Origin of the sequence: Halobellus captivus, from assembly GCF_003697845.1 — an archaeon.
Lineage (GTDB): Archaea > Halobacteriota > Halobacteria > Halobacteriales > Haloferacaceae > Halorubrum > Halorubrum glutamatedens.
This window is the reverse complement of record NZ_RDQE01000011.1, coordinates 1-18,309: the sequence shown is the minus strand read 5'-3', so window position 1 is coordinate 18,309 and position 18,309 is coordinate 1. Positions and strand designations below refer to the sequence as shown.

Sequence of the window (18,309 nt, the reverse complement as noted above, 5' to 3'; positions counted from 1 at the left end):
CGGGAATACCCGTCGGTTTCGGTGATCGGGCGGTCTCTCGACGACCCGCTACCGCCCGACGATCTCGGCGGGCGGCGAGAGGTTCCGTCGGCCGCCGAGCGTGACGAGGAACAGGACGCCGAGTCCGACCCCGTACGCGAGCATGAGCGGGATCGTCACGAGGAACATCGTGATCACGTCCGCGGGGGTGAACACCGCCGCGAACAGCATGATCCCGACGGTGACCTCCCGCCAGCGCCCGCGGAAGCCGTCGTAAGGGACGCCGGCGTTGTTCAGAAGCACCATCGCGACCGGGATGTCCGCGAGGAAGCCGATCCCGATGGTGGTGAAGATCACGAGCCACATGAAGTCGCTCACCTGGTAGGTGATGATCATGTTCGCGTTCGCGGCGTCGGTGACGAGCCAGCCGATGATCCGGGGAGCGATGTACGCGTACCCGAGCGCGAAGCCGCCGATCAGCCCGCCGAAGAGCGCCCCCGTCCAGAGGTACACCTGCCGGAGTCGTCCGGCGACGAACCCGCGGTCGCGAAGCGCCGGCCACGCCGAGTACAGGAGGACGGGGAACACCGCAATTCCGCCGAGCAGGAGCGAGAACTTCACCATGAAGATCAGCGCCTCGACGGGGTGGAGCGTGATGATGTTGATCCCGCCGCCGACCTCCGCCGGAACCCGCCGTTGGAGGTCCGCTCTCACCGCCGCCAGCCCGCCGAGGTACAGCCAGGTGAACGCCCCGCCCATCACGCCGCCGAACACCACGAGGAGGATGAAGGACTTCGAGCGGACCGAGTCGAAGATGAACTTGAGGTCGGTGTAGTAGCCGCCGATGTCCTCCTCGGCCTCGTCGTCGCCGGTGAGCTCGGAGAGGAACGTCGAGGAGGCACGCGAGGTGCGGTCGCCGACCGACCCGGCGAGCCCGCCGGCCGCGGCGCCGCCTCCCGCGCCGGCCGACCCGTCGTCTCCCGTCCCTGCGGCGTCGCCGCCCTCGCCGCCGTCGTCGGCGTCCGCCGTCACCTCGTCGAAGCGGTCGAGGATCGCCTGTGCCTTCTCGGGGTCGTCGTCGTCGATCGCCGCCTGCGCCCGCGCGAGCGACTCCTCCTCGGACATCTCCAGGAACGGCTCCTCGGGGGCGGCGCGGACCCCGGCGGCGTCGAGGTCGTCGAGGTCGATGGCGGCCGGGTCGCCGTATCGATACCCCGCACTCGTGGTGTCGAGGTCGGTGTACACCGCCCACAGCGTCGCGACGGCCGCGAACGCGAGCGCCCACGCCGTGCCGTACAGCGCGGCGGCCGTCGCCGGGTCGAGCCCGAGCCCCTCCCCGGGTGTGAGGAAGCGCCAGTCGCTGTCGAGCGCGCGGAGGAGACCGTTGATCGCCGTCCGGCCGCCGTACTCGTAGAAGGCGTACACGAGGCCGCCGCCGAGGACGGCCGCGCCGCCGACGACGTTCCAGTGGTTCCGGATCGCCCCGAGCACGCGGATCCGGTCGGAGCTCCGCTTCGCGGTGACGACCAGCTTCGCGAGATAGAGGCTGAAGCCGTACAGCGCGACGAGCGGGAACGCCCACATCAGCTGGGTGAACGGGTCCGGCGGCGAGAACACCGCGCCGAAGACGAAGATGGCGACGACGGCGTAGCGCCACTTGTCGCGGAACGTCTCGTACTGGACGATCTCGGCGTACGAGAGCCCGGTGATGAGAAGCGGCATCTGGCCGGCGAGCCCGAAGGACAGCGAGAGGAAGACGATGAACTCGGTCCACATCACGATGCCGTAGGTCGGCTGGATGCCGGCCTCGAGCCCGAACCCGGCCAGGAAGGAGAACATGATCGGGAAGAAGGCGTAGACGCCGTAGGCGACGCCGACGGCGAAGAGGACGAACCCGAGCAGGCCGATCGCCGCGAGCTTCCAGCGGGGAACGGGCGACTGCGGCCACATCCCGCGTGCCCGCAGTTCGTCGCGGGCGAAGTAGATCAACGCGGGCAGACAGACGATCGCGCCGACGACGAGGCCGATCTTCGCCTGGAGGAGGATGACCTCGAAGGGCGTGGTCGCGATGACGTCGGCCTCGGCGGCGACGTCGGGGGACATGTTCGCCAGCGTCATCGAGAAGAGGTAGTCCCACACGTGTACGCGGAGCGCCCAGAACGTGCCGACGAAGCCGATCAGGAAGACGACGAACACCTTCTGGAGGTCCTTCTGGATGGATCGAAGGAACGCCCGGGCCGACTCGCGGCCGGCCGCGAGCGACTGTTGGGTGTCCTCGTCGAGGGCACTCGCCATACGGCGGGAGAGGACCGTCGTCGTTATCAACCTTTTCGACCGCGCCCGGGGAACGCCCCGTCCCGGCGACGCCATCCGAAAAGGCCTATAATCACCCGGTTGCGTACCTAAGGTGAATGGAGGACGACGACCGGCCGAGCGACGAGCCGTCGGACCCCGAAGACCCGTCGCCGTCGGTCGAATCGAGGAAGTCGACGACGCTCGACGGAGGGGTCGGCGGCGGGAACGTCGAATCGGAAAGGAAAGACGCCGGGGAGGTCGTCGATACCGACGAGACCGGTGACGTCGACGACCTCGACGCCGACGATACTGACGATTCTGAAGACGGCCTCGAAGACAGCGATACCGAAGACGGTGACACTGACGACTCTGAAAACGGCGATACCGAAGACGGCGACACTGACGACGACGCCGCCGACACCGACGACGACGGCGACACTGACGACGACGCCGCCGACACCGACGACGACGGCGACACCGCCGACACCGACGACGACGGCGAGAGCCTCGGTGACGGCGGCACGCCGGCGACCGCCGGAGACGCCGAGGACCTAGGTGGGATCCAGGGACCCGACACCGATGAGGAGATGCCGCTCGCCCAACACATCGAGGAGATGATGCGGCGGCTCGCGGTCGTCTTCCTCTTCGGCGGCCTCGCGACGCTCGTCGCGGTGACGGAGTCGACGGACCTCATCAACTACTTCTGGGGGTACCACATCCCCGCGCCGCTCGAGAACCGTCCCCGACTGTACGGGCCGCTGGAACTCCCCCTGACGCGGCTGAAGGTCGCCGGGCTCGCGGGCGTCGTGGTCGGCCTCCCGGCGTTCGTCTACCAGACGTACCGGTTCATGAAGCCCGGCCTCTACGAGAACGAGCGCCGGTACTACCTCGCGGCGGTTCCGACGAGCCTGGTGCTCGGCGGAATCGGGATCGCGTTCGCGCACTTCCTCGTGTTGCCCGCGATCTTCTCGTATTTCACCACGTACACCTCCGACGCCGCGACGATCGCCTTCGGGCTCGCGGAGACGTTCAACCTGATCGTGATCATGCTGGCGTTCATGGCGATCGTCTTCCAGATCCCGCTTTTCATCATGCTCGCGATCATGATGAACCTCGTCACGCGACAGTGGCTGGAGGACAAACGCCTCATCTTCTGGGGCTCGTTCCTCGGGATCGCGTTCCTGTTCAGCCCCGACCCGACCGGGATGGCCCCGATCATCGTCACGCTCACCATGATCGTCCTCTTCGAGGGGACGCTGGCGATCCTGCGCTGGACCGGGAACTGACCGGATCCGCGCTGTGACCTCCCCCGTCGGCTCACTTCGCGTCGCTTCGCTCGCCCGTCGACTCGCTGCCCACGGACTCGCTGCCCGCCGTCTCCGCGTCGTACCGCCGGACGAGTTCGTCGACGAATCGGAGTTTGAGGAGGATCGACGCCAGTCCCGCGACCGCGGCCCGGACGGGACGCTTCCGGTACGCTGCTAGGAACGCGTACGCGAAGACGGGAAGGTTGATCAGATTGAGGACGGCGGGATACGACGCCGCGAGGACGTCCTCCTCGCGTTCCTCGATCCACCACCGCTCGGCGAGGACGACGCGCGTCATCCACGCGTCGTCGTCCGCGGGCGGCGAGAACAGGACGGGGTTCACGACCGTGAACGCGAGCGCGAGCGCCGCGATTTTCCCGTCGCGTCGGTACGCCGCGTACAACAGAACCGGCGTGACGAGGAGCCGACTCCAGCCGCTCTTCGGGTTCGCGTGTCGTCGCCAGGCTGCGTCGCGGGCCGACTCGAGGGCGTCCATGCTCCGTCTCGGTCCGCCGGGAGCATAGCGGTTTCTCCGGATCCTCGTTTCACTCCCGGTCGCCGACGATCCACTTCTTCGAGTAGCTCTCCCCGCAGGTACAGTGTGCGTACGCGTGGATCACGTCGCCCTCGGCGTAGAGACCACCCACCTCGGGGTTCTCCCCCTCGGCGAACGCGAACACGAACCGGACCTCGTGGTCGTCGCCGGCGGGCGCGTCGTCGCCGTCGGCCGCGTCGCCGCCGTCGGTCGCGTCGCCGCCGGCGAACGGACACTCGCCGCCGTCGAGCGACCGAGCGATCTCCCCCTCTGCGGCCATCGCCTCCTTCGCGAACTCCATCGCGCCCATCCCCGTCCCGGCCTGGAACGCCGACCGCCCGGTCTCGCCGTCGAGGACGAGTCGGACCCCGTCGTCGGTCTCGGTGCCGACCTCCCGGAGTCGCGAGTCGTCCTCGAGGTACGCGTCGCTCACGTAGAACACGACGTCGTCGAGTCGATCGCCGGCGAGGAACTCCTCGAGCTTGCTCATGCCGGCCGGAGGCGCGTGAACCCTAAAAGGCGTGCGAGTCGGGCCCGTGACGCCGACGTCGATCGTGCGGTCGGGATCGATACTCGTCGTCGGATCCGGTCCCCGTCGTCGAGCTCGAACCCCGCCTTCGGACCCGATACTCGTCGAAACCGATCCCGACTCGACTGGAATCGGGGTAAGTGTTAATACGAACCACGGAGATCCGTCGCCCGATGAGCACGCAGACACCATCCGGAGATCGGCTCGTCGAGTGGGCGAAGCTGGTCGACGAGGACGTCCCGGAGGAGGTCCGGGAGGACTACACCGGCGACCGTTAACTTTCACCCCGCTTCGCGAAGCCTTTAGGCCGACCGCGGCGAAGCGTCGCCGATGGCGACCGAGGCCGCAGGGATCGACCACCCGTTGCTCGTCGACGACTTCCTCCAGCGACGCCGCTACCAGCTCCGACTGGCGGACGCCGCGATCCACGACCACACGCTGGTGTGTCTCCCGACCGGCCTCGGCAAGACGACGGTGAGCCTGCTCGTCACCGCGAGACGGCTCCACGAGGCGGGCGGAACGGCGCTGTTTCTGGCCCCCACCAAGCCGCTCGTCCAGCAGCACGCGGAGTTCTACCGCGAGGCAATGACGATCCCGGACGACGAGATCGTCGTGTTCACCGGCGACGTGAAACCCGACGACCGCGCGGCGCTGTTCGAGGACGCCCGCGTCGTGATCGCGACGCCGCAGGTGATCGAGAACGACCTCGTCGGCAACCGGATCTCCGTCCGCGGGGTGACCCACCTCACCTTCGACGAGTGCCACCGCGCGACCGGCGACTACGCCTACGTGTACATCGCCGAGCGCTACTACGCCGACGCCGCCGACCCGCTCGTGACGGGGATGTCCGCCTCCCCCGGCGGCGACGTCGAGGAGATCGAGACCGTCTGTGAGAACCTCGGGCTGACGAACGTGGAGGTGATGACGGAGGAGGACGCCGACGTCGACGAGTACACCCACGACACCGACGTGCGCTGGGAGCGGGTCACGCTCCCCGAGGAGGTGCTCGCGATCCGCGACGCGTTGAACGAGGTGATCAGGGAACGGCTGGAGAAGCTGAAGCAACTCGGCGTGACGAACAAGACGAGCCCGGACCTCTCCCAGCGCGACCTCAACGAGATGCGCGGGAAGCTGAAGCGGATGATGGACAACGACCAGTCGGACGGCTACAAGGGGATGAGCACCCACGCCGAGGTGATGAAGCTCCGCCGGGCGGTCGAGCTGGTCGAGACGCAGTCGGTGGAGTCGGTCCGGCGCTACTTCGAGCGCCAGCGCGAGGCCGCCCGCTCGTCGGGCGCGTCGAAGGCGAGCCAGCGAATGGTCGCGGACCCCAAGGTTCGCGAGGCGATGCGGAAGGTCGAGTCCTTCGACGGGCTCCACCCCAAGTTCTCGCAGGCGCGGATCCTGCTCGCGGAGACGCTCGGGATCGACGAGGGCGAGCGTGCGATCCTCTTCACCGAGTCCCGCGACACCGCGGAGGCGCTCGTGGAGTTCCTGGAGACGAGCTTCGACGTCCGGAAGTTCGTCGGCCAGGGCGACAAGGAGGGCTCGGACGGGATGAGCCAGAAACAACAGCAGGAGACGCTCGAGGCGTTCAAGGCGGGCGATTTCGAGGTGCTCGTCTCCACGAGCGTCGCCGAGGAGGGTCTCGACGTGCCCGAGGTCGACCTCGTCTGCTTCTACGAGCCGGTCCCCACCGCGATCCGCTCGATCCAGCGTAAGGGTCGGACCGGACGGCAGGCGGAGGGGAAGGTCGTCGTCCTGATGGCCGAGGACACCCGCGACGAGGCGTTCTTCTGGATCTCCAGGCGGCGCGAGAAGGAGATGGCCAGCCAGCTCGCCGACCTGAAGGCCGCCACCGACGACATCCAGGAGTCGGTCGGCGACGACGGACAGGCGGGGCTCGACGCGTTCGCCGGGAACGGCACGGCCGCCGACGAGGGGTCGGAGATCGACGAATCCGCCGACGTCTCCGCCGACCCCTCTCCTGAGGACGATGACCCGTCCGACGACGAGACCGCCACGGCGGACGCCGGACTCACCGACTTCGCCGCCGAGGCACGCGAGAACGACGGCGACGAGACGCGCGACGGCAACGAGACGAACGACGGGAACGCCGCGGACGATGAGAGGACCGCGGACGACGAGGACGCCGCGAACGACGGGGACGCCGCCGGCGACGCGGACGACGTGGACGCCGCTGACGACCCCGTCGTCGCGACCGCCGGCGTCGAGGACGGCGTCGAGGTCGTGATCGACCAGCGCGAGCTCGACTCCTCCATCGCGAAGGACCTCTCGACCCGGGACGGGCTCGTCACCCGGCTGGAGACGCTCGCCGTGGGCGACTACGTGCTCTCGGACCGGGTCGCCGTCGAGCGGAAGTCGGCGGCGGACTTCGTCGACTCCATGCTCGATGCCGACCGCTCGATGTTCGAGCAGGTCGGTGAGCTCTCGCGGGCGTACGCTCGACCGGTGTTGGTCGTCGAGGGGACGAACCTCTACGGCCAGCGCGACATCGAACCCAACGCGATCCGCGGCGCGCTCGCGTCGCTCGCGGTCGACTTCGGGGTCAGCGTCCTCCGGACCGAGGGCGAGACGGACACGACGGAGCTGCTCGCGACGATCGCCCGCCGTGAGCAGGAGACGCGCGACCGGGAGGTGAGCGTCCACGGCGAGAAGACGACGAAGACCCGCGCGGAACAACAGGAGTACGTCGTCTCCTCCATCGCCGACATCGGCCCGGTCACGGCCCGCGGACTGCTCGAACACTTCGGCAGCGTCGAGGCGGTGATGACCGCGCGGGAGGAAGACCTCCTGGACGTGGAGGGCGTCGGCCCGGTGACCGCCGAACGGATCCGCGAGGTCGTCGGGAGCGAGTACGAGTAGGCGGTCACCGGGCCGTCACTGGCCGCTACAGCCGGTAGACCTCGCCGTCGACCGCGAGCGGCTCCGCGAACGCCTCCTCCGGCGGGTAGAAGTGCGCGACGTGGACGAGCCGCGTCCGGTCGGCGTTCAGATCCTCGGCGAGCGCGAGCGCGCCCTCCCGGGTCATGTGTTTCGTGCCGAACGTGCGCGGGACCCCGTCGGGCCCCTCGTGGCGGCCGCCGATCGGGTGGTGCTCACACAGCGAGGCTGGGACGATGGCGTCAGCGAGAAGCAGATCCGCGCCGGCGAGCGCCTCGCGGGAGCGCTCGGGGACGTCGTAGCTCGTGTCGCCCGTGAGCGAGAGCTTCCCGCCCGTCTCGGGGTCCTCGATGACGACGCCGAAACACAGAAGCGGGGGATGGTCGACGGGGACGAACCGGACCTCGAGCCCGCAGGTCTCGAAGGGTTCGAAGGGCTCGCGCGAGTGGACGCCGATCCGGTCCTCGAGGTAGTCGTACTTCCGACGGACCGTCTCGGCGACGCTCTCGTCGGTCGCCGGGTCGGTCCCGCTCGGCGCGTGGACGGGCAGCCCGTCGACGAGCCGGTAGACGTTGCCGAGCCCGTCGAGGTGGTCGAAGTGGATGTGCGTCACGATCCCGGCGTCGGGGAGCGGCACGTCGTTGTCCAGGAACTGGCTCCGGAAGTCGGGGCTGAAATCCACCAGCAGCGACTCGCCGGTCCGCTCGTTCTCGACGTGGACCGAGAACCGCGACCGCGACACGCCGCGCTCGCGCGCCTCGCGGCAGGTGTCACAGTCGCAGCCGACGGTGGGCGTCCCCGTGGTGTCGCCGGTTCCGAGGAGGGTGACCCGCATCTCGTGAACCGCTCCTCGCCGCACGGCCTTAGCGTCCGTGGTCGGGGAACCGCGGTCACGCACCGTCCCGACCCTGATATATAAACGGCCGCCGGGCGAGGTTCGGGTATGCACGACAGCCGCGAGCTCGTCCTCGCACGGCTCCCGTCGGGCGTCCCGATCCGCACGACCGTCCACGTCTACGGCGAGGGAACCCTCGTCGACGGCGATGAAGGACCCGAACTCGACGTTCCAGACGACGGCGGCCCCGTCGTCTACGCGCAGGCGGCCCAACACGGCAGGGAGGTGAACGGCGCGGCCGTCCTCCGGCGGCTTCACGGGCGATTGGTGGACGGTGGTGTCGACGGTGACGGTGTCGACGAGAGGGGAGAAACGAAGCTCCGCGGGACGCTCGTGAGCGTCCCGGTGGCGGACCCGCTCACGTTCGATCACGTCTCGTACACGACGCCGGAGTCGCTCGACTCGATCAACGCCAACATGAACCGCTGTTGGCCGGGCGATCCCGACGGAACGCTCCACGAGCGCATGGCCGCGCGGCTCTGGCCGTTCGCGAGCGCGGCCGACGCGATCGTTGACCTCCACACCGGGTCGCCGAACATGCTCACGCACACCGTCTACATGCGCGGCGACGAGGCGTGCCGCGGGCTCGCGGAGGCGTTCGGGACCGACCTCCTACTGGCGGAGGCGGCGGGGGACGACGCCGACACGGAGTGGGCCGAGCGGAACTTCGGCGGGAAGTTCCGCGTGGCCGCCACCCGCGAGGGGATCCCGACGATCACGCCGGAGCTCGCTCACAGCCGCGAGATCGTCGAGGAGGCGGTCGAGACGGGCGTCGACGGGATGATGGGCGTCCTGCGGCGCGAGGGCGTGCTCGCCGGCGATCCCGACCCGTGGAACGGGACCGTCGCGCGCAACCACCTCGGGCGGGTGACCGCGGTCGACTCCGGGCTGTTCCACTCCGAGCCAGACCTCGCGATCGGCGACGAAGTGACGGACGGACAGCGGCTCGGCGAGGTGTACGACCCCGCGACCTTCGAGACGCTCCAGGTCGCCGAGGCGGACCGCGACGGGATCGTCTACTCGGTCGCCCGGGAGTCGACCGTCACCGCGGGCGCGACGCTGGTGGGCGTCGCCGAGCGGATCGAGGAGTGAGAAGGGGAGGCGTGGCGGCCCGCGGCCACGTCACCGCACCCGGATCCGCCCGTCGGCGTCGACCGTGACGAGGAGTCGCTCGCGGACCTCCCGGCCGTACACCGCGTCGCCGGCGCGCTCGCCGATCGTCTTCATCAGGTCCGGCGCGGTCTGGCTCACCTTCACGCCCGCCTCGTCGCACGCGTCGTACACGCGTTTGGGCGCGTCGTAGAGGTCGGTTCCCTCGGGGATCTCGACGCGGACGGGCGCGGAGAGCGCCTCGGCGAACGCGACCGTCTCCTTCGCGCGATCGACGTTGTCGCGCGCGCTCGCCTCGACGCTGGAGACGTTCGCGCGCGAGGTCCCGAGCCGGTCCGCGATGTCCGACTGTCGGAGTCCCCGCTCGCGGAGCGCGAGCACCTCGGCCTGTCGCTCGGTGAGCACGCTCGCGTCGGCGTCGAAGCCGGCACGCGCTAGCAGTTCCGCGGCGTCGACGTCGTTCGCGTCGTCGACATCGTCCGCGTCGTTCGCGGGCGAGGCGTCGTCTGCGACCATGACTCGGTCGACGGGACGGGCGGTGAAAAAACGGCGGTTTCGGCGGCAGGACGGCGGCCGACGGAACCGGATCGACGGCGTGTGGACTGTCCGTGGGGTGATTCGACCCCGAGCCGTCTCACTTGCCCCAGAAGTTCTCGCGGCTGCCGAGACGCTCGCGGTCGGTTCGGCTCGGACGACCCTCGCGGTCGTCGTCCTCCCCGGATCCCTCGTCGCGGTCGGCGTCGTCCCCCTTCTCATCCTCGTCGCCCTCCTCGTCCGGGTCGTCGGGGAGCCGCTCGACTATCTCCTGGGCGGTCGCGTGGCTGGATTTCACCCGGTGGATCGAGACCACGGCGCGGGCGGGCGGGAGCAACCCGTCGACGAGCACGATGAACCCGTCGTCGGTGCGGCCGACGCCGGCCCCGCTCTCGTGGATGTCGTCGACCTCGACGACGACCTCCTCGCCGGGCTGGACCGGCTGCTGTTTGAGCTCGTAGATGGGCATGTCGTAGTGGTTACACCACTCGGCACCCCCCTTGTTGCCGTAGTGTTGACACCCCATGCCCTGGATCCGTTCGTCGAAGCTGGGGCAGTCGTCGGCGAGTGGACAGTCCGCCATACAGTAGGTCAGACCGGCGGCGGTTGTAAACGTTTTCGACTCCCCGGGTGTGAAACGCCGAGAACGCCCGGCTCGTTCGGGTGAAAATCGGGAGATCCGGGTTCTCGGTATGGCCGGCGAGCGGCGACCGGAACCTCGCTTACAGGAACTCGCGGACCTCGGAGTACCACATGTCGTGGTGGTCGACCGCGCCGACCGCGTCCGCGACGTCGACGGCGATGGCGTGCCAGCACCGCTCGCCCGGGTCCTCGGGGTCGAGGTTGTAGGTCGCGTCCGCGCAGTCGCAGCCGCCGTCCTCGACGACGTACTCGTCCTCGTGGCCGACGACGACCGTGAAATCTCGGTACCGCTTCACCCGCCCCTCCGCGACCGCCTCGATCGCGCGCTGGCCGCGATCGCCGTGCTCCTCGACGATCGCGGCGGCGATCGGCCCGGAGAGATCGCCGGCCCGCCGGATCGCCGTCCGCCAGTCGTCGACCGGCTCCATGTCCCGTCGTTCTCGGGCGGCCGGTTAAATCCCGTCGGTCACGCGGGTTGCAGGTTCGGTCCGATCGTCGACGGACGGAGGTCGGATCCGACACGTAGTTTCAAGCCGGTCGTTCACGATGACCGGGTATGGCCGAGACGTGTCCACACTTGGAGTACCGCGAGGAGGACGAGGAGCGATCGTTCGAGGTCGCCCGCGCCTTCTGTACCGTGACCGATTCCTTCGTCCAGCCGATGCGTGCGGACATCTGTAACGCCCGATACGGGCTCGACCCGGCGACCGACTGCGAGTTCTACGTCGAACCGGACGCCACGGGGGACGGCGAGGGGGTCGACGGGGACGACGGGTCGGGGGACGACCGATGACCTACGACGAGTACCTCGACGGGAAGCCGTTGGTGATCACCGCGGCGCTCTCCGGGGGCGTCCACGGGAAGGAGGCGCATCCGGACCTCCCGGAGACGCCCGAGGAGATCGCCGCGGCCGCGTCGGCCTGCGAGGAGGCGGGCGCGAGCGTCCTCCACCTCCACGCGCGCCGTGAAAACGGCGAGCGGGCGTTCTCGGCGGAGCGGTTCCAGGAGGTGACCGACGCGGTCCGCGAGGCGACCGACGACGTCGTTATCCAGCACTCGACGGGCGGCACCGCCGCCCCGGACGACCTCCGGCACGAGCCGATCCGAACCGACCCCGCGCCGGAGATGGCGTCGCTCGACATGGGACCGCTCAACCGCTACGACCGGCTCACCTCGGAGAACACCCGAGAGCTCGTCTCGTCGCTCCACGCGGAGATGCAAGAGCGCGGGATCAAACCCGAGTTGGAGGTGTTCAACGACGGCCACCTCAACGAGTCGCTCGCGATCCTCGATGAGTTCGAGGAGCCGCCGTACCTCAACCTGCTCTTCGGCGGGGGTACCACGTCGCCGCCGCATCCCCGAAATCTGATGAACCGAGTGGAGGCGCTGCCCGAGAACGTCGAGTTCAACGTGATCGGGTTCGGCCCGCACCAGCTGCCGATGACGACGCAGTCGATGCTGCTCGGCGGACACGTCCGGGTCGGGCTGGAGGACAACCGGTACTACGAGCGCGGCGAACTGGCGACCAACGAGCGGCTGGTCGCACGGACGGCCCGGATCGCGGAGGAACTGGGTCGGCCGGTGGCGACGCCCGCGGAGACGCGGGAGCTGTTGGGATTGCGGGGACGGTAACGCCTCCCGGCGACGCCTGCGGGTTCGACGGTAGCGCGACGGTGGCGTGCCGGTGAGCGCCCGACGGGCGCGAACCCGACCGCGAGGGCCGCCACGAGCGCTTGAAAAGCGCGAGTGGCGAGGCTGGGGAGGTGTGAGGTGCGGTCCCGCGAGCGAAGCGAGCGGGAGTACGGAAGACGTTCCTGCTCGCTCACTTCGTTCGCTGCGCGGGCTACGACTTCCGGTGGTGCTGTGCGGTCGCGTGGGGCTTTGGAGACGTTCTCCGGTGTCACGTCGGCGACGACGTCCGATCGACCGACGATCGTTCTCACATCATAACGACGCCGTCGATCGACACGGATCGACCATTAGTACCCACGAACGTGCGCATAGAAAAGCATTAGAACCGGCTCGATAACCACGTAAGTGAATGAGTCTGTCCGAGCCGGACCACGAGCTCGTCGCCGCGGAGCTCGGCCGGGAGCCGACGGCGGCCGAGGCCGCGCTGTTCGAGAACCTCTGGAGTGAACACTGCGCGTACCGCTCCTCGCGGCCGCTGCTGTCGGCGTTCGAGAGCGAGGGTGACCAGGTCGTCGTCGGCCCCGGTGACGACGCGGCCGTGCTCGCGCTGCCGACTCCCGAGGCAGCCGACACGCCGGCGGCCGAGCGCGACGCCGACGACTACGGCGACACCTACGTCACCTTCGGCGTCGAGAGCCACAACCACCCCTCCTACGTCGACCCGTTCGACGGCGCGGCCACCGGCGTCGGCGGCATCGTCCGCGACACGATGAGCATGGGCGCGTACCCGATCGCCCTCCTCGACTCGCTGTACTTCGGCGGCTTCGAGAGCGAGGAGTCGCGGTACCTCTTCGAGGGCGTCGTCGAGGGGATCTCCCACTACGGCAACTGCATCGGCGTCCCCACGGTCGGCGGCAGCGTCGCCTTCCACGGCGGCTACGAGGGGAACCCGCTCGTCAACGTCGCCTGCGTCGGCGTCACGAACGAGGACCGGCTCGTCACCGCAACCGCCGAGGAGCCCGGGAACGCCCTGGTGCTCGTCGGCAACGCCACCGGCCGCGACGGGCTCGGCGGGGCCTCCTTCGCGAGCGAGGACCTCGCGGAGGACGCCGAGACCGAGGACCGGCCCGCGGTCCAGGTCGGCGACCCCTACGCGGAAAAGCGGCTGATCGAGTGCAACGAGGCGCTCGTCGACGAGGACCTGGTCGTCGCCGCGCGCGACCTCGGCGCCGCCGGGCTCGGCGGGGCCTCCTCCGAACTCGTCGCGAAGGGCGGGCTCGGGGCCGAGATCGACCTCGGGGCGGTCCACCAGCGCGAGCCGAACATGAACGCCCTGGAGATCCTGCTCGCCGAGAGCCAGGAGCGGATGTGTTACGAGGTCGATCCCGCCGACGTCGACCGCGTGCGCGCGCTCGCCGAGCGGTTCGATCTCGGTTGTTCGGTCATCGGCGAGGTGACCGAGGACAACTACGTCTGTACGTTCGACGGCGAGACGGTCGTGGACGTCGACGCCGAGTTCCTCGCGGACGGCGCGCCGATGAACGATCTCGACTCCACGAAACCGACCCAGCCCGACCGCGACCTGCCGGACCCGGAACTCGAGAGCACCTTCCAGGCCGTCGTTTCCGATCCCAACGCCGCCAGCAAGCGCTGGGTGTACCGGCAGTACGACCACGAGGTCGGGACGCGGACCGCGATGAAGCCCGGCGACGACGCCGCGATCGTCGCGATGCGGGAGGCGGCCGCGGGCGCGACCCCGGACGACTCGGAGCCCGTCGCGGACGGGACTACGGCGTCGACCGGCGTCGGGCTCGCGCTCTCCTCGGGCGCGAACCCGCGCTGGACGAGCGTCGCACCCTACGACGGGGCGCGCGCGGTCGCGCTGGAGAACGCGACGAACCTCGCGGCCAAGGGGGCAACCCCGCTGGCCGCGGTCGACTGTCTCAACGGCGGCAACCCGGAGAAGCCGGACGTGTACGGCGGCTTCGAGGCGATCGTCGACGGGCTGGCGGACGCGTGTGCCGCCCTGGATACCCCGGTCGTCGGCGGCAACGTCTCGCTGTACAACGACAGCGTCGAGGGGCCGATCCCGCCGACGCCGACGCTCGCCCTGCTCGGCACGCGCGCGGGCTACGACGCCCCGCCCGCCCGGCTCGACGCCGATGAGGCGGGCGACTCCGAACTCCTCGTCGTCGGCCCGTCCGGCGACGCGCTCGGCGGCTCGGCGTACCTCGCGGCGGCCGGCGGGACGGACCGGTTCCCGACGCTTCCCGACGAGCCCGCCGACCTCGTCTCGTCGCTCGCGTCGATCGCGCGCCACGAGGACACGCTCGCCGCCCACGACGTGAGCGACGGCGGGCTCGCGGTCGCGCTCGCCGAATTCGTCGACGACGACGCGGGCGCGGACGTCTCGCTCCCCGACCATGCGGCGGCCTTCGAGGAGACGCCGGGACGGGTCGTCGTCCAGACGACCGATCCCGACGCAGTCGCCGAGTTGGCGGGTGACTTCCCGGTCTTCCGGCTCGGGGACGTGACGACCGACGGGACGCTGTCGCTGTCGGTCGGCGACGAGTCGGTCGCCGTCGACGCCGACGCGATCCGCGATCTCCGCGGCGTGATCGAGCGCGAACTCGCCTGAGACGTCGGATCGGTCGCGGTCGTTCCTCCTTCCTCCCGCTCCACCTCGGACCGCCGCGAGCGACACGCTTTTAGGTTCTCCTAAAATATGTGGTCGCAACGAACGGGTGCCGTCCCGCTCGGCACTCGAACCCACATGGCTCACTCCGAACCAACCGACTCACGGCAGGCGGCGGACCGCGTGGAGGGAACCTCGTCGGCGTCGTCCGTCTCGTCGGCGTCGACGGGGACGGGGACGGACCGGCTCGCCGACGGTGCCTCGATCGACGAAACACACGACGCTTCGTCCGCGGCGGAGCCCGTCTTGACTCTCTCGAACGTCACCAAGGAGTTCGGCCCCGAGCGCGCGGTCGACGGCGTCTCCCTCGAGGTTCGCTCCGGCGAACTGCTCACCTTCCTCGGCCCGTCCGGCTGCGGGAAGACCACGACGCTGCGGATGGTCGCGGGGCTCGAGGAACCCACCGCGGGATCGATCACGCTCGCTGACGAGACGGTCGCCGACGCCGACGACGGTGGCGCGTTCGTCGCGCCCGAACGCCGCGACGTGGGCATCGTCTTTCAGAACTTCGCGCTGTTCCCGCACCTCACCGTGCGCGAGAACGTCGCGTTCGGGCTGGAGGACGCCGACGACGCGGAGACGGCCGCCCGGGTCGACGAGCTGCTCGAGCTCGTCGAGATGACCGAGCACGGCGACAAGACGCCCGACCAGCTCTCCGGCGGGCAGAAACAGCGGATCGCGCTGGCGCGGTCGCTTGCGCCCGAGCCGGACGTGCTCCTCTTAGACGAGCCGTTCTCGAACCTCGACGTGCGCCTGCGCGTCGAGATGCGCGAGGAGGTGCGCCGCATCCTGAAGGCCGCGGGCGTCACCGCGATCTCGGTCACCCACGACCAGGAGGAGGCGCTCTCCATCTCCGACCGCGTCGCCGTGATGAACGACGGCTCCATCGAGCAGGTGGGTCGCCCCGAGAGCGTCTTCGAGCAACCCGAATCGAAGTTCGTCGCCTCCTTCCTCGGGCGGGCGTCCTTCCTCGAGGGCCGCCTCCGTGAGGGGCAGGTCGAGACCGGCGTCGGCCGCTTCAACGCCGCCACGCTGGAGGGGTACGACACCACCTACGACGGCGCGCCCGTCGACGTGCTCGTCCGGCCGGACGACCTGCGCGCGACGCCCGCGGACGAGGAGGTCGCCGACGGCGTCGTCGTCTCCAGACAGTACGTCGGGCCCTCGTTCATCTATCGGGTCGAGCTCGACTCCGGCGAGGCGGTCCACTGCCTGCACAACCACGTCGAGGAGTTCGAGCTCGACCAGCCGGTGAGTATCGACCTCATCGCCGATCACCCGCTGGCGTGGTACCCGCGGTAGCGGGAAGGAAACGAAGGGAAACGAGACGTTCGTCGACCGGATCGTTCTGCGGTATCTAGATCAGAAGCGCCGGCACTACGTACGCGATCAGCAGGCCGACGAGGGTGACGGCCGCACCGATGCCGACCTCGCGGCCGCCGAAGTCCTGCATCGGCGAGGTCACGCGCTTCTCGGGGTCGGGCTCGTGGGAGTGGTCGTCCATGTCGAGGCCTGCGGTCGCCGGATACAAAAACGCACCTGAACGAGTGCGCCAATCCCTACGCTGGGCGGTGACGTGGCAGTAAGCGTCCGAAGGACTAAACGGATATCGGCCGTATCCCGTGGTATGACATCGATCGTTCGGGACGAGGCGATTCGCTCCGGCGAGCCGCGCGTGGAGGGAACGCGGATCACCGTGCGCGACATCAAGCGGCGCGTGATCGACGCCGGGGAGGATCCACACGTCGTCGCCGGCGAGTACGAGATCTCGATGGCCGATCTCTTCGGCGCGCTCACACACTACTACGAACACCGCGACGCGTTCGAGAGCGATGAGCGGGAGGCCGAACGAACGCGTCGCGCCGGCGAGCGAGGGACGCGAACCCTCGTCGAGGAACTCCGCGGTGAGAACGCGGGATCGACGGAGGACGCAGCGTAGTCGTGTCTCGGATCCTCGCCGACGCGAACGTGCCAGAAGTACGTCTCCGCGCTCCGAGGCGACGGGCACGACGTCGTCTTCTCCCGGGAGATATCCGAACTCGGTCCGGAGGCGACCGACGACGCGATCGTGGCGTACGCCGAATCCGAAGGGATGGCGGTCATCACGACCGACGTGAAGGATTTCGCCGATCGAGATGCCACCGTCCCGGTCTTCGTCGCACCGCAGGACATGACCGGCGGGGCCGTCCGCGCAGCGGTCGCACGCGTCGAGGCGCTGCCGTTCGATCCGGCGGAGACGGATCCCATCTGGCTCTCGGCGCTGTGATCGCCGTTCACTCGAACGACTTCAGTTTTCAAACGACCTTCGTGTACAGGTCCGGGGCGACGTACCACCCGCGATCGATCATCGCGTCGATCGTCTCGCGACCGTCCTCCGGCGACAGATCGCCACGCTTCACGGCCGAGAGGACGACGTACGCGGTTCCACGCGTCCCGATCCCCTCGACCTCGGCTGCGGAGCGCCCGGCGGCCTCGTCCATGACGGCGGTCGCGCCGCGCGCCTCGGCGCACGCGAGCACGGCGACGTCGACTCCGTTCTCGGATCGATTCCGAGCCGTTCCCGGACCGATTTGGGCGGCGCGATCCGGCCCTTCGAGTCCGCCGGGACGTGTTCCCACGTAGAGTGGGAACGCGAATAACGGCTGTGGTCAGGGTGGCGGTACCGCTCCGGATCCGAACGCGGAACCGGAAGAGAGTGACGACGCCGCGGGGGACTGATCGGGACGATCGACTGTCGTTCCGATTTTCGGCACGAAATCCGCGAGTGACGACAGGTTCGTCCGTTTCAGAAGGTAGCGAAAAACGGAACCGCGTACGCGATAAGCAGGCCGACGAGTGTGACGACCGCGCCGATGCCGACCTCGCGGCTGCCGAACCCCTGCATCGGGGAGGTCACGCGTTCGTCCGGGTCGGGTTCGTGAGAGTGGTCGTCCATATCCACTGATCAGTGTGGGGGACATATAAGCGAACCTGAACGAGTCGCGGAGAAGTTCGGAAAACGAATAGTGCTGGGTGAACAACGTCCGTATGCAATTGATAGCTAGGTCTCCGAACCAGCAAACATCCGCCTGTGGGACGCGAGCTCGAACTACTCTAATAGTGTCTGATGGCTTATGTAATACGTAACGCGAATAAATTAATTAGGCCTTGTTTAGAGGCGGTGTTCAGATAAGGATTGAAAGGTGAGGCGGTGCGTTTTCAAAGTGATTTATGCCCAAAAACGCCCGCCTCGGCGGCTGTTTAGACGAGATC

General features: G+C 68.9%; 18 protein-coding genes and 1 pseudogene. 9 read left to right on the top strand and 10 right to left on the bottom strand.

The window, feature by feature from the left end; all coding sequences use genetic code 11:
• Positions 1-48 precede the first annotated feature (48 nt).
• Positions 49-2,274, bottom strand: a complete 2,226-nt coding sequence (gene tatC / locus EAO78_RS13015) for a twin-arginine translocase subunit TatC (RefSeq protein WP_122106276.1) — start codon at positions 2,272-2,274, stop codon at positions 49-51.
• Positions 2,275-2,390: 116 nt separating this feature from the next.
• Here tatC (EAO78_RS13015) and tatC (EAO78_RS13010) point away from each other — a divergent pair, with 116 nt between their 5' ends.
• On the top strand, positions 2,391-3,560 hold the full coding sequence (gene tatC / locus EAO78_RS13010) for a twin-arginine translocase subunit TatC (protein WP_122106275.1): 1,170 nt from the start codon (positions 2,391-2,393) through the stop codon (positions 3,558-3,560).
• Between the two features lie 31 nt (positions 3,561-3,591).
• Here tatC (EAO78_RS13010) and EAO78_RS13005 read toward each other — a convergent pair whose 3' ends face one another.
• Both EAO78_RS13005 and EAO78_RS13000 read right to left on the bottom strand, forming a co-directional pair.
• Complete coding sequence (locus EAO78_RS13005) at positions 3,592-4,077, bottom strand: DUF6653 family protein (RefSeq protein ID WP_122106274.1); 486 nt, start codon at positions 4,075-4,077, stop codon at positions 3,592-3,594.
• A gap of 49 nt (positions 4,078-4,126) precedes the next feature.
• Entirely contained in the window at positions 4,127-4,606 is a 480-nt protein-coding gene (locus EAO78_RS13000; protein ID WP_122106273.1) for a DUF5807 family protein, read from the bottom strand.
• 369 nt (positions 4,607-4,975) lie between these two features.
• Here EAO78_RS13000 and EAO78_RS12995 point away from each other — a divergent pair, with 369 nt between their 5' ends.
• Positions 4,976-7,531: a DEAD/DEAH box helicase gene (locus tag EAO78_RS12995; RefSeq protein WP_122106272.1), complete on the top strand. Its 2,556-nt coding sequence runs from the start codon at positions 4,976-4,978 to the stop codon at positions 7,529-7,531.
• Between the two features lie 25 nt (positions 7,532-7,556).
• Here the strand turns inward: EAO78_RS12995 and EAO78_RS12990 are convergent, their stop codons facing one another.
• Positions 7,557-8,384 carry an MBL fold metallo-hydrolase gene (locus tag EAO78_RS12990; protein ID WP_122106271.1) on the bottom strand — a complete coding sequence of 276 codons (828 nt, stop codon included), beginning with the start codon at positions 8,382-8,384 and terminating at the stop codon, positions 7,557-7,559.
• Between the two features lie 108 nt (positions 8,385-8,492).
• Between EAO78_RS12990 and EAO78_RS12985 the strand changes: the two genes are divergently transcribed.
• On the top strand, positions 8,493-9,536 hold the full coding sequence (locus EAO78_RS12985) for a succinylglutamate desuccinylase/aspartoacylase family protein (protein ID WP_122106270.1): 1,044 nt from the start codon (positions 8,493-8,495) through the stop codon (positions 9,534-9,536).
• 30 nt (positions 9,537-9,566) lie between these two features.
• On the opposite strand, the gene EAO78_RS12980 is transcribed toward EAO78_RS12985, so the two are convergent.
• The 3 genes from EAO78_RS12980 to EAO78_RS12970 form a co-directional block, all read right to left on the bottom strand.
• On the bottom strand, positions 9,567-10,070 hold the full coding sequence (locus EAO78_RS12980; protein WP_122106269.1) for a Tfx family DNA-binding protein: 504 nt from the start codon (positions 10,068-10,070) through the stop codon (positions 9,567-9,569).
• Positions 10,071-10,188: 118 nt separating this feature from the next.
• Entirely contained in the window at positions 10,189-10,671 is a 483-nt protein-coding gene (locus EAO78_RS12975; protein WP_122106268.1) for a TRAM domain-containing protein, read from the bottom strand.
• 139 nt (positions 10,672-10,810) lie between these two features.
• Positions 10,811-11,158 carry a hypothetical protein gene (locus EAO78_RS12970; RefSeq protein WP_122106267.1) on the bottom strand — a complete coding sequence of 116 codons (348 nt, stop codon included), beginning with the start codon at positions 11,156-11,158 and terminating at the stop codon, positions 10,811-10,813.
• A 128-nt stretch (positions 11,159-11,286) separates the two neighbouring features.
• Between EAO78_RS12970 and EAO78_RS12965 the strand changes: the two genes are divergently transcribed.
• From EAO78_RS12965 to EAO78_RS12950, 4 genes are all read left to right on the top strand, one after another.
• Positions 11,287-11,523: a hypothetical protein gene (locus EAO78_RS12965; RefSeq protein WP_122106266.1), complete on the top strand. Its 237-nt coding sequence runs from the start codon at positions 11,287-11,289 to the stop codon at positions 11,521-11,523.
• Entirely contained in the window at positions 11,520-12,362 is an 843-nt protein-coding gene (locus tag EAO78_RS12960) for a beta-keto acid cleavage family enzyme (protein ID WP_122106265.1), read from the top strand. Before EAO78_RS12965 ends, EAO78_RS12960 begins: the two co-directional genes overlap by 4 nt.
• 409 nt (positions 12,363-12,771) lie before the next feature.
• Entirely contained in the window at positions 12,772-15,000 is a 2,229-nt protein-coding gene (purL, locus tag EAO78_RS12955; RefSeq protein WP_122106264.1) for a phosphoribosylformylglycinamidine synthase subunit PurL, read from the top strand.
• Positions 15,001-15,087: 87 nt separating this feature from the next.
• Positions 15,088-16,359: an ABC transporter ATP-binding protein gene (locus EAO78_RS12950; RefSeq protein ID WP_379748900.1), complete on the top strand. Its 1,272-nt coding sequence runs from the start codon at positions 15,088-15,090 to the stop codon at positions 16,357-16,359.
• 55 nt (positions 16,360-16,414) lie between these two features.
• Here EAO78_RS12950 and EAO78_RS18205 read toward each other — a convergent pair whose 3' ends face one another.
• Positions 16,415-16,561, bottom strand: coding sequence for a DUF7550 family protein (locus EAO78_RS18205; RefSeq protein ID WP_203227884.1), 147 nt, complete (start codon positions 16,559-16,561; stop codon positions 16,415-16,417).
• 123 nt (positions 16,562-16,684) lie between these two features.
• Here EAO78_RS18205 and EAO78_RS12945 point away from each other — a divergent pair, with 123 nt between their 5' ends.
• Both EAO78_RS12945 and EAO78_RS12940 read left to right on the top strand, forming a co-directional pair.
• Positions 16,685-16,996 (top strand): DUF433 domain-containing protein, encoded by a 312-nt coding sequence (locus EAO78_RS12945; protein WP_122106263.1) that lies wholly within the window; start codon positions 16,685-16,687, stop codon positions 16,994-16,996.
• Between the two features lie 90 nt (positions 16,997-17,086).
• Positions 17,087-17,323, top strand: a complete 237-nt coding sequence (locus tag EAO78_RS12940; protein WP_238987703.1) for a DUF5615 family PIN-like protein — start codon at positions 17,087-17,089, stop codon at positions 17,321-17,323.
• 28 nt (positions 17,324-17,351) lie between these two features.
• Here EAO78_RS12940 and EAO78_RS18475 read toward each other — a convergent pair.
• Both EAO78_RS18475 and EAO78_RS18200 read right to left on the bottom strand, forming a co-directional pair.
• Positions 17,352-17,588 (bottom strand): annotated as a pseudogene (locus EAO78_RS18475) (PIN domain-containing protein); the annotation flags it as partial.
• A 254-nt stretch (positions 17,589-17,842) separates the two neighbouring features.
• On the bottom strand, positions 17,843-17,992 hold the full coding sequence (locus EAO78_RS18200; RefSeq protein WP_203227883.1) for a DUF7550 family protein: 150 nt from the start codon (positions 17,990-17,992) through the stop codon (positions 17,843-17,845).
• Between the last annotated feature and the right edge of the window lie 317 nt (positions 17,993-18,309).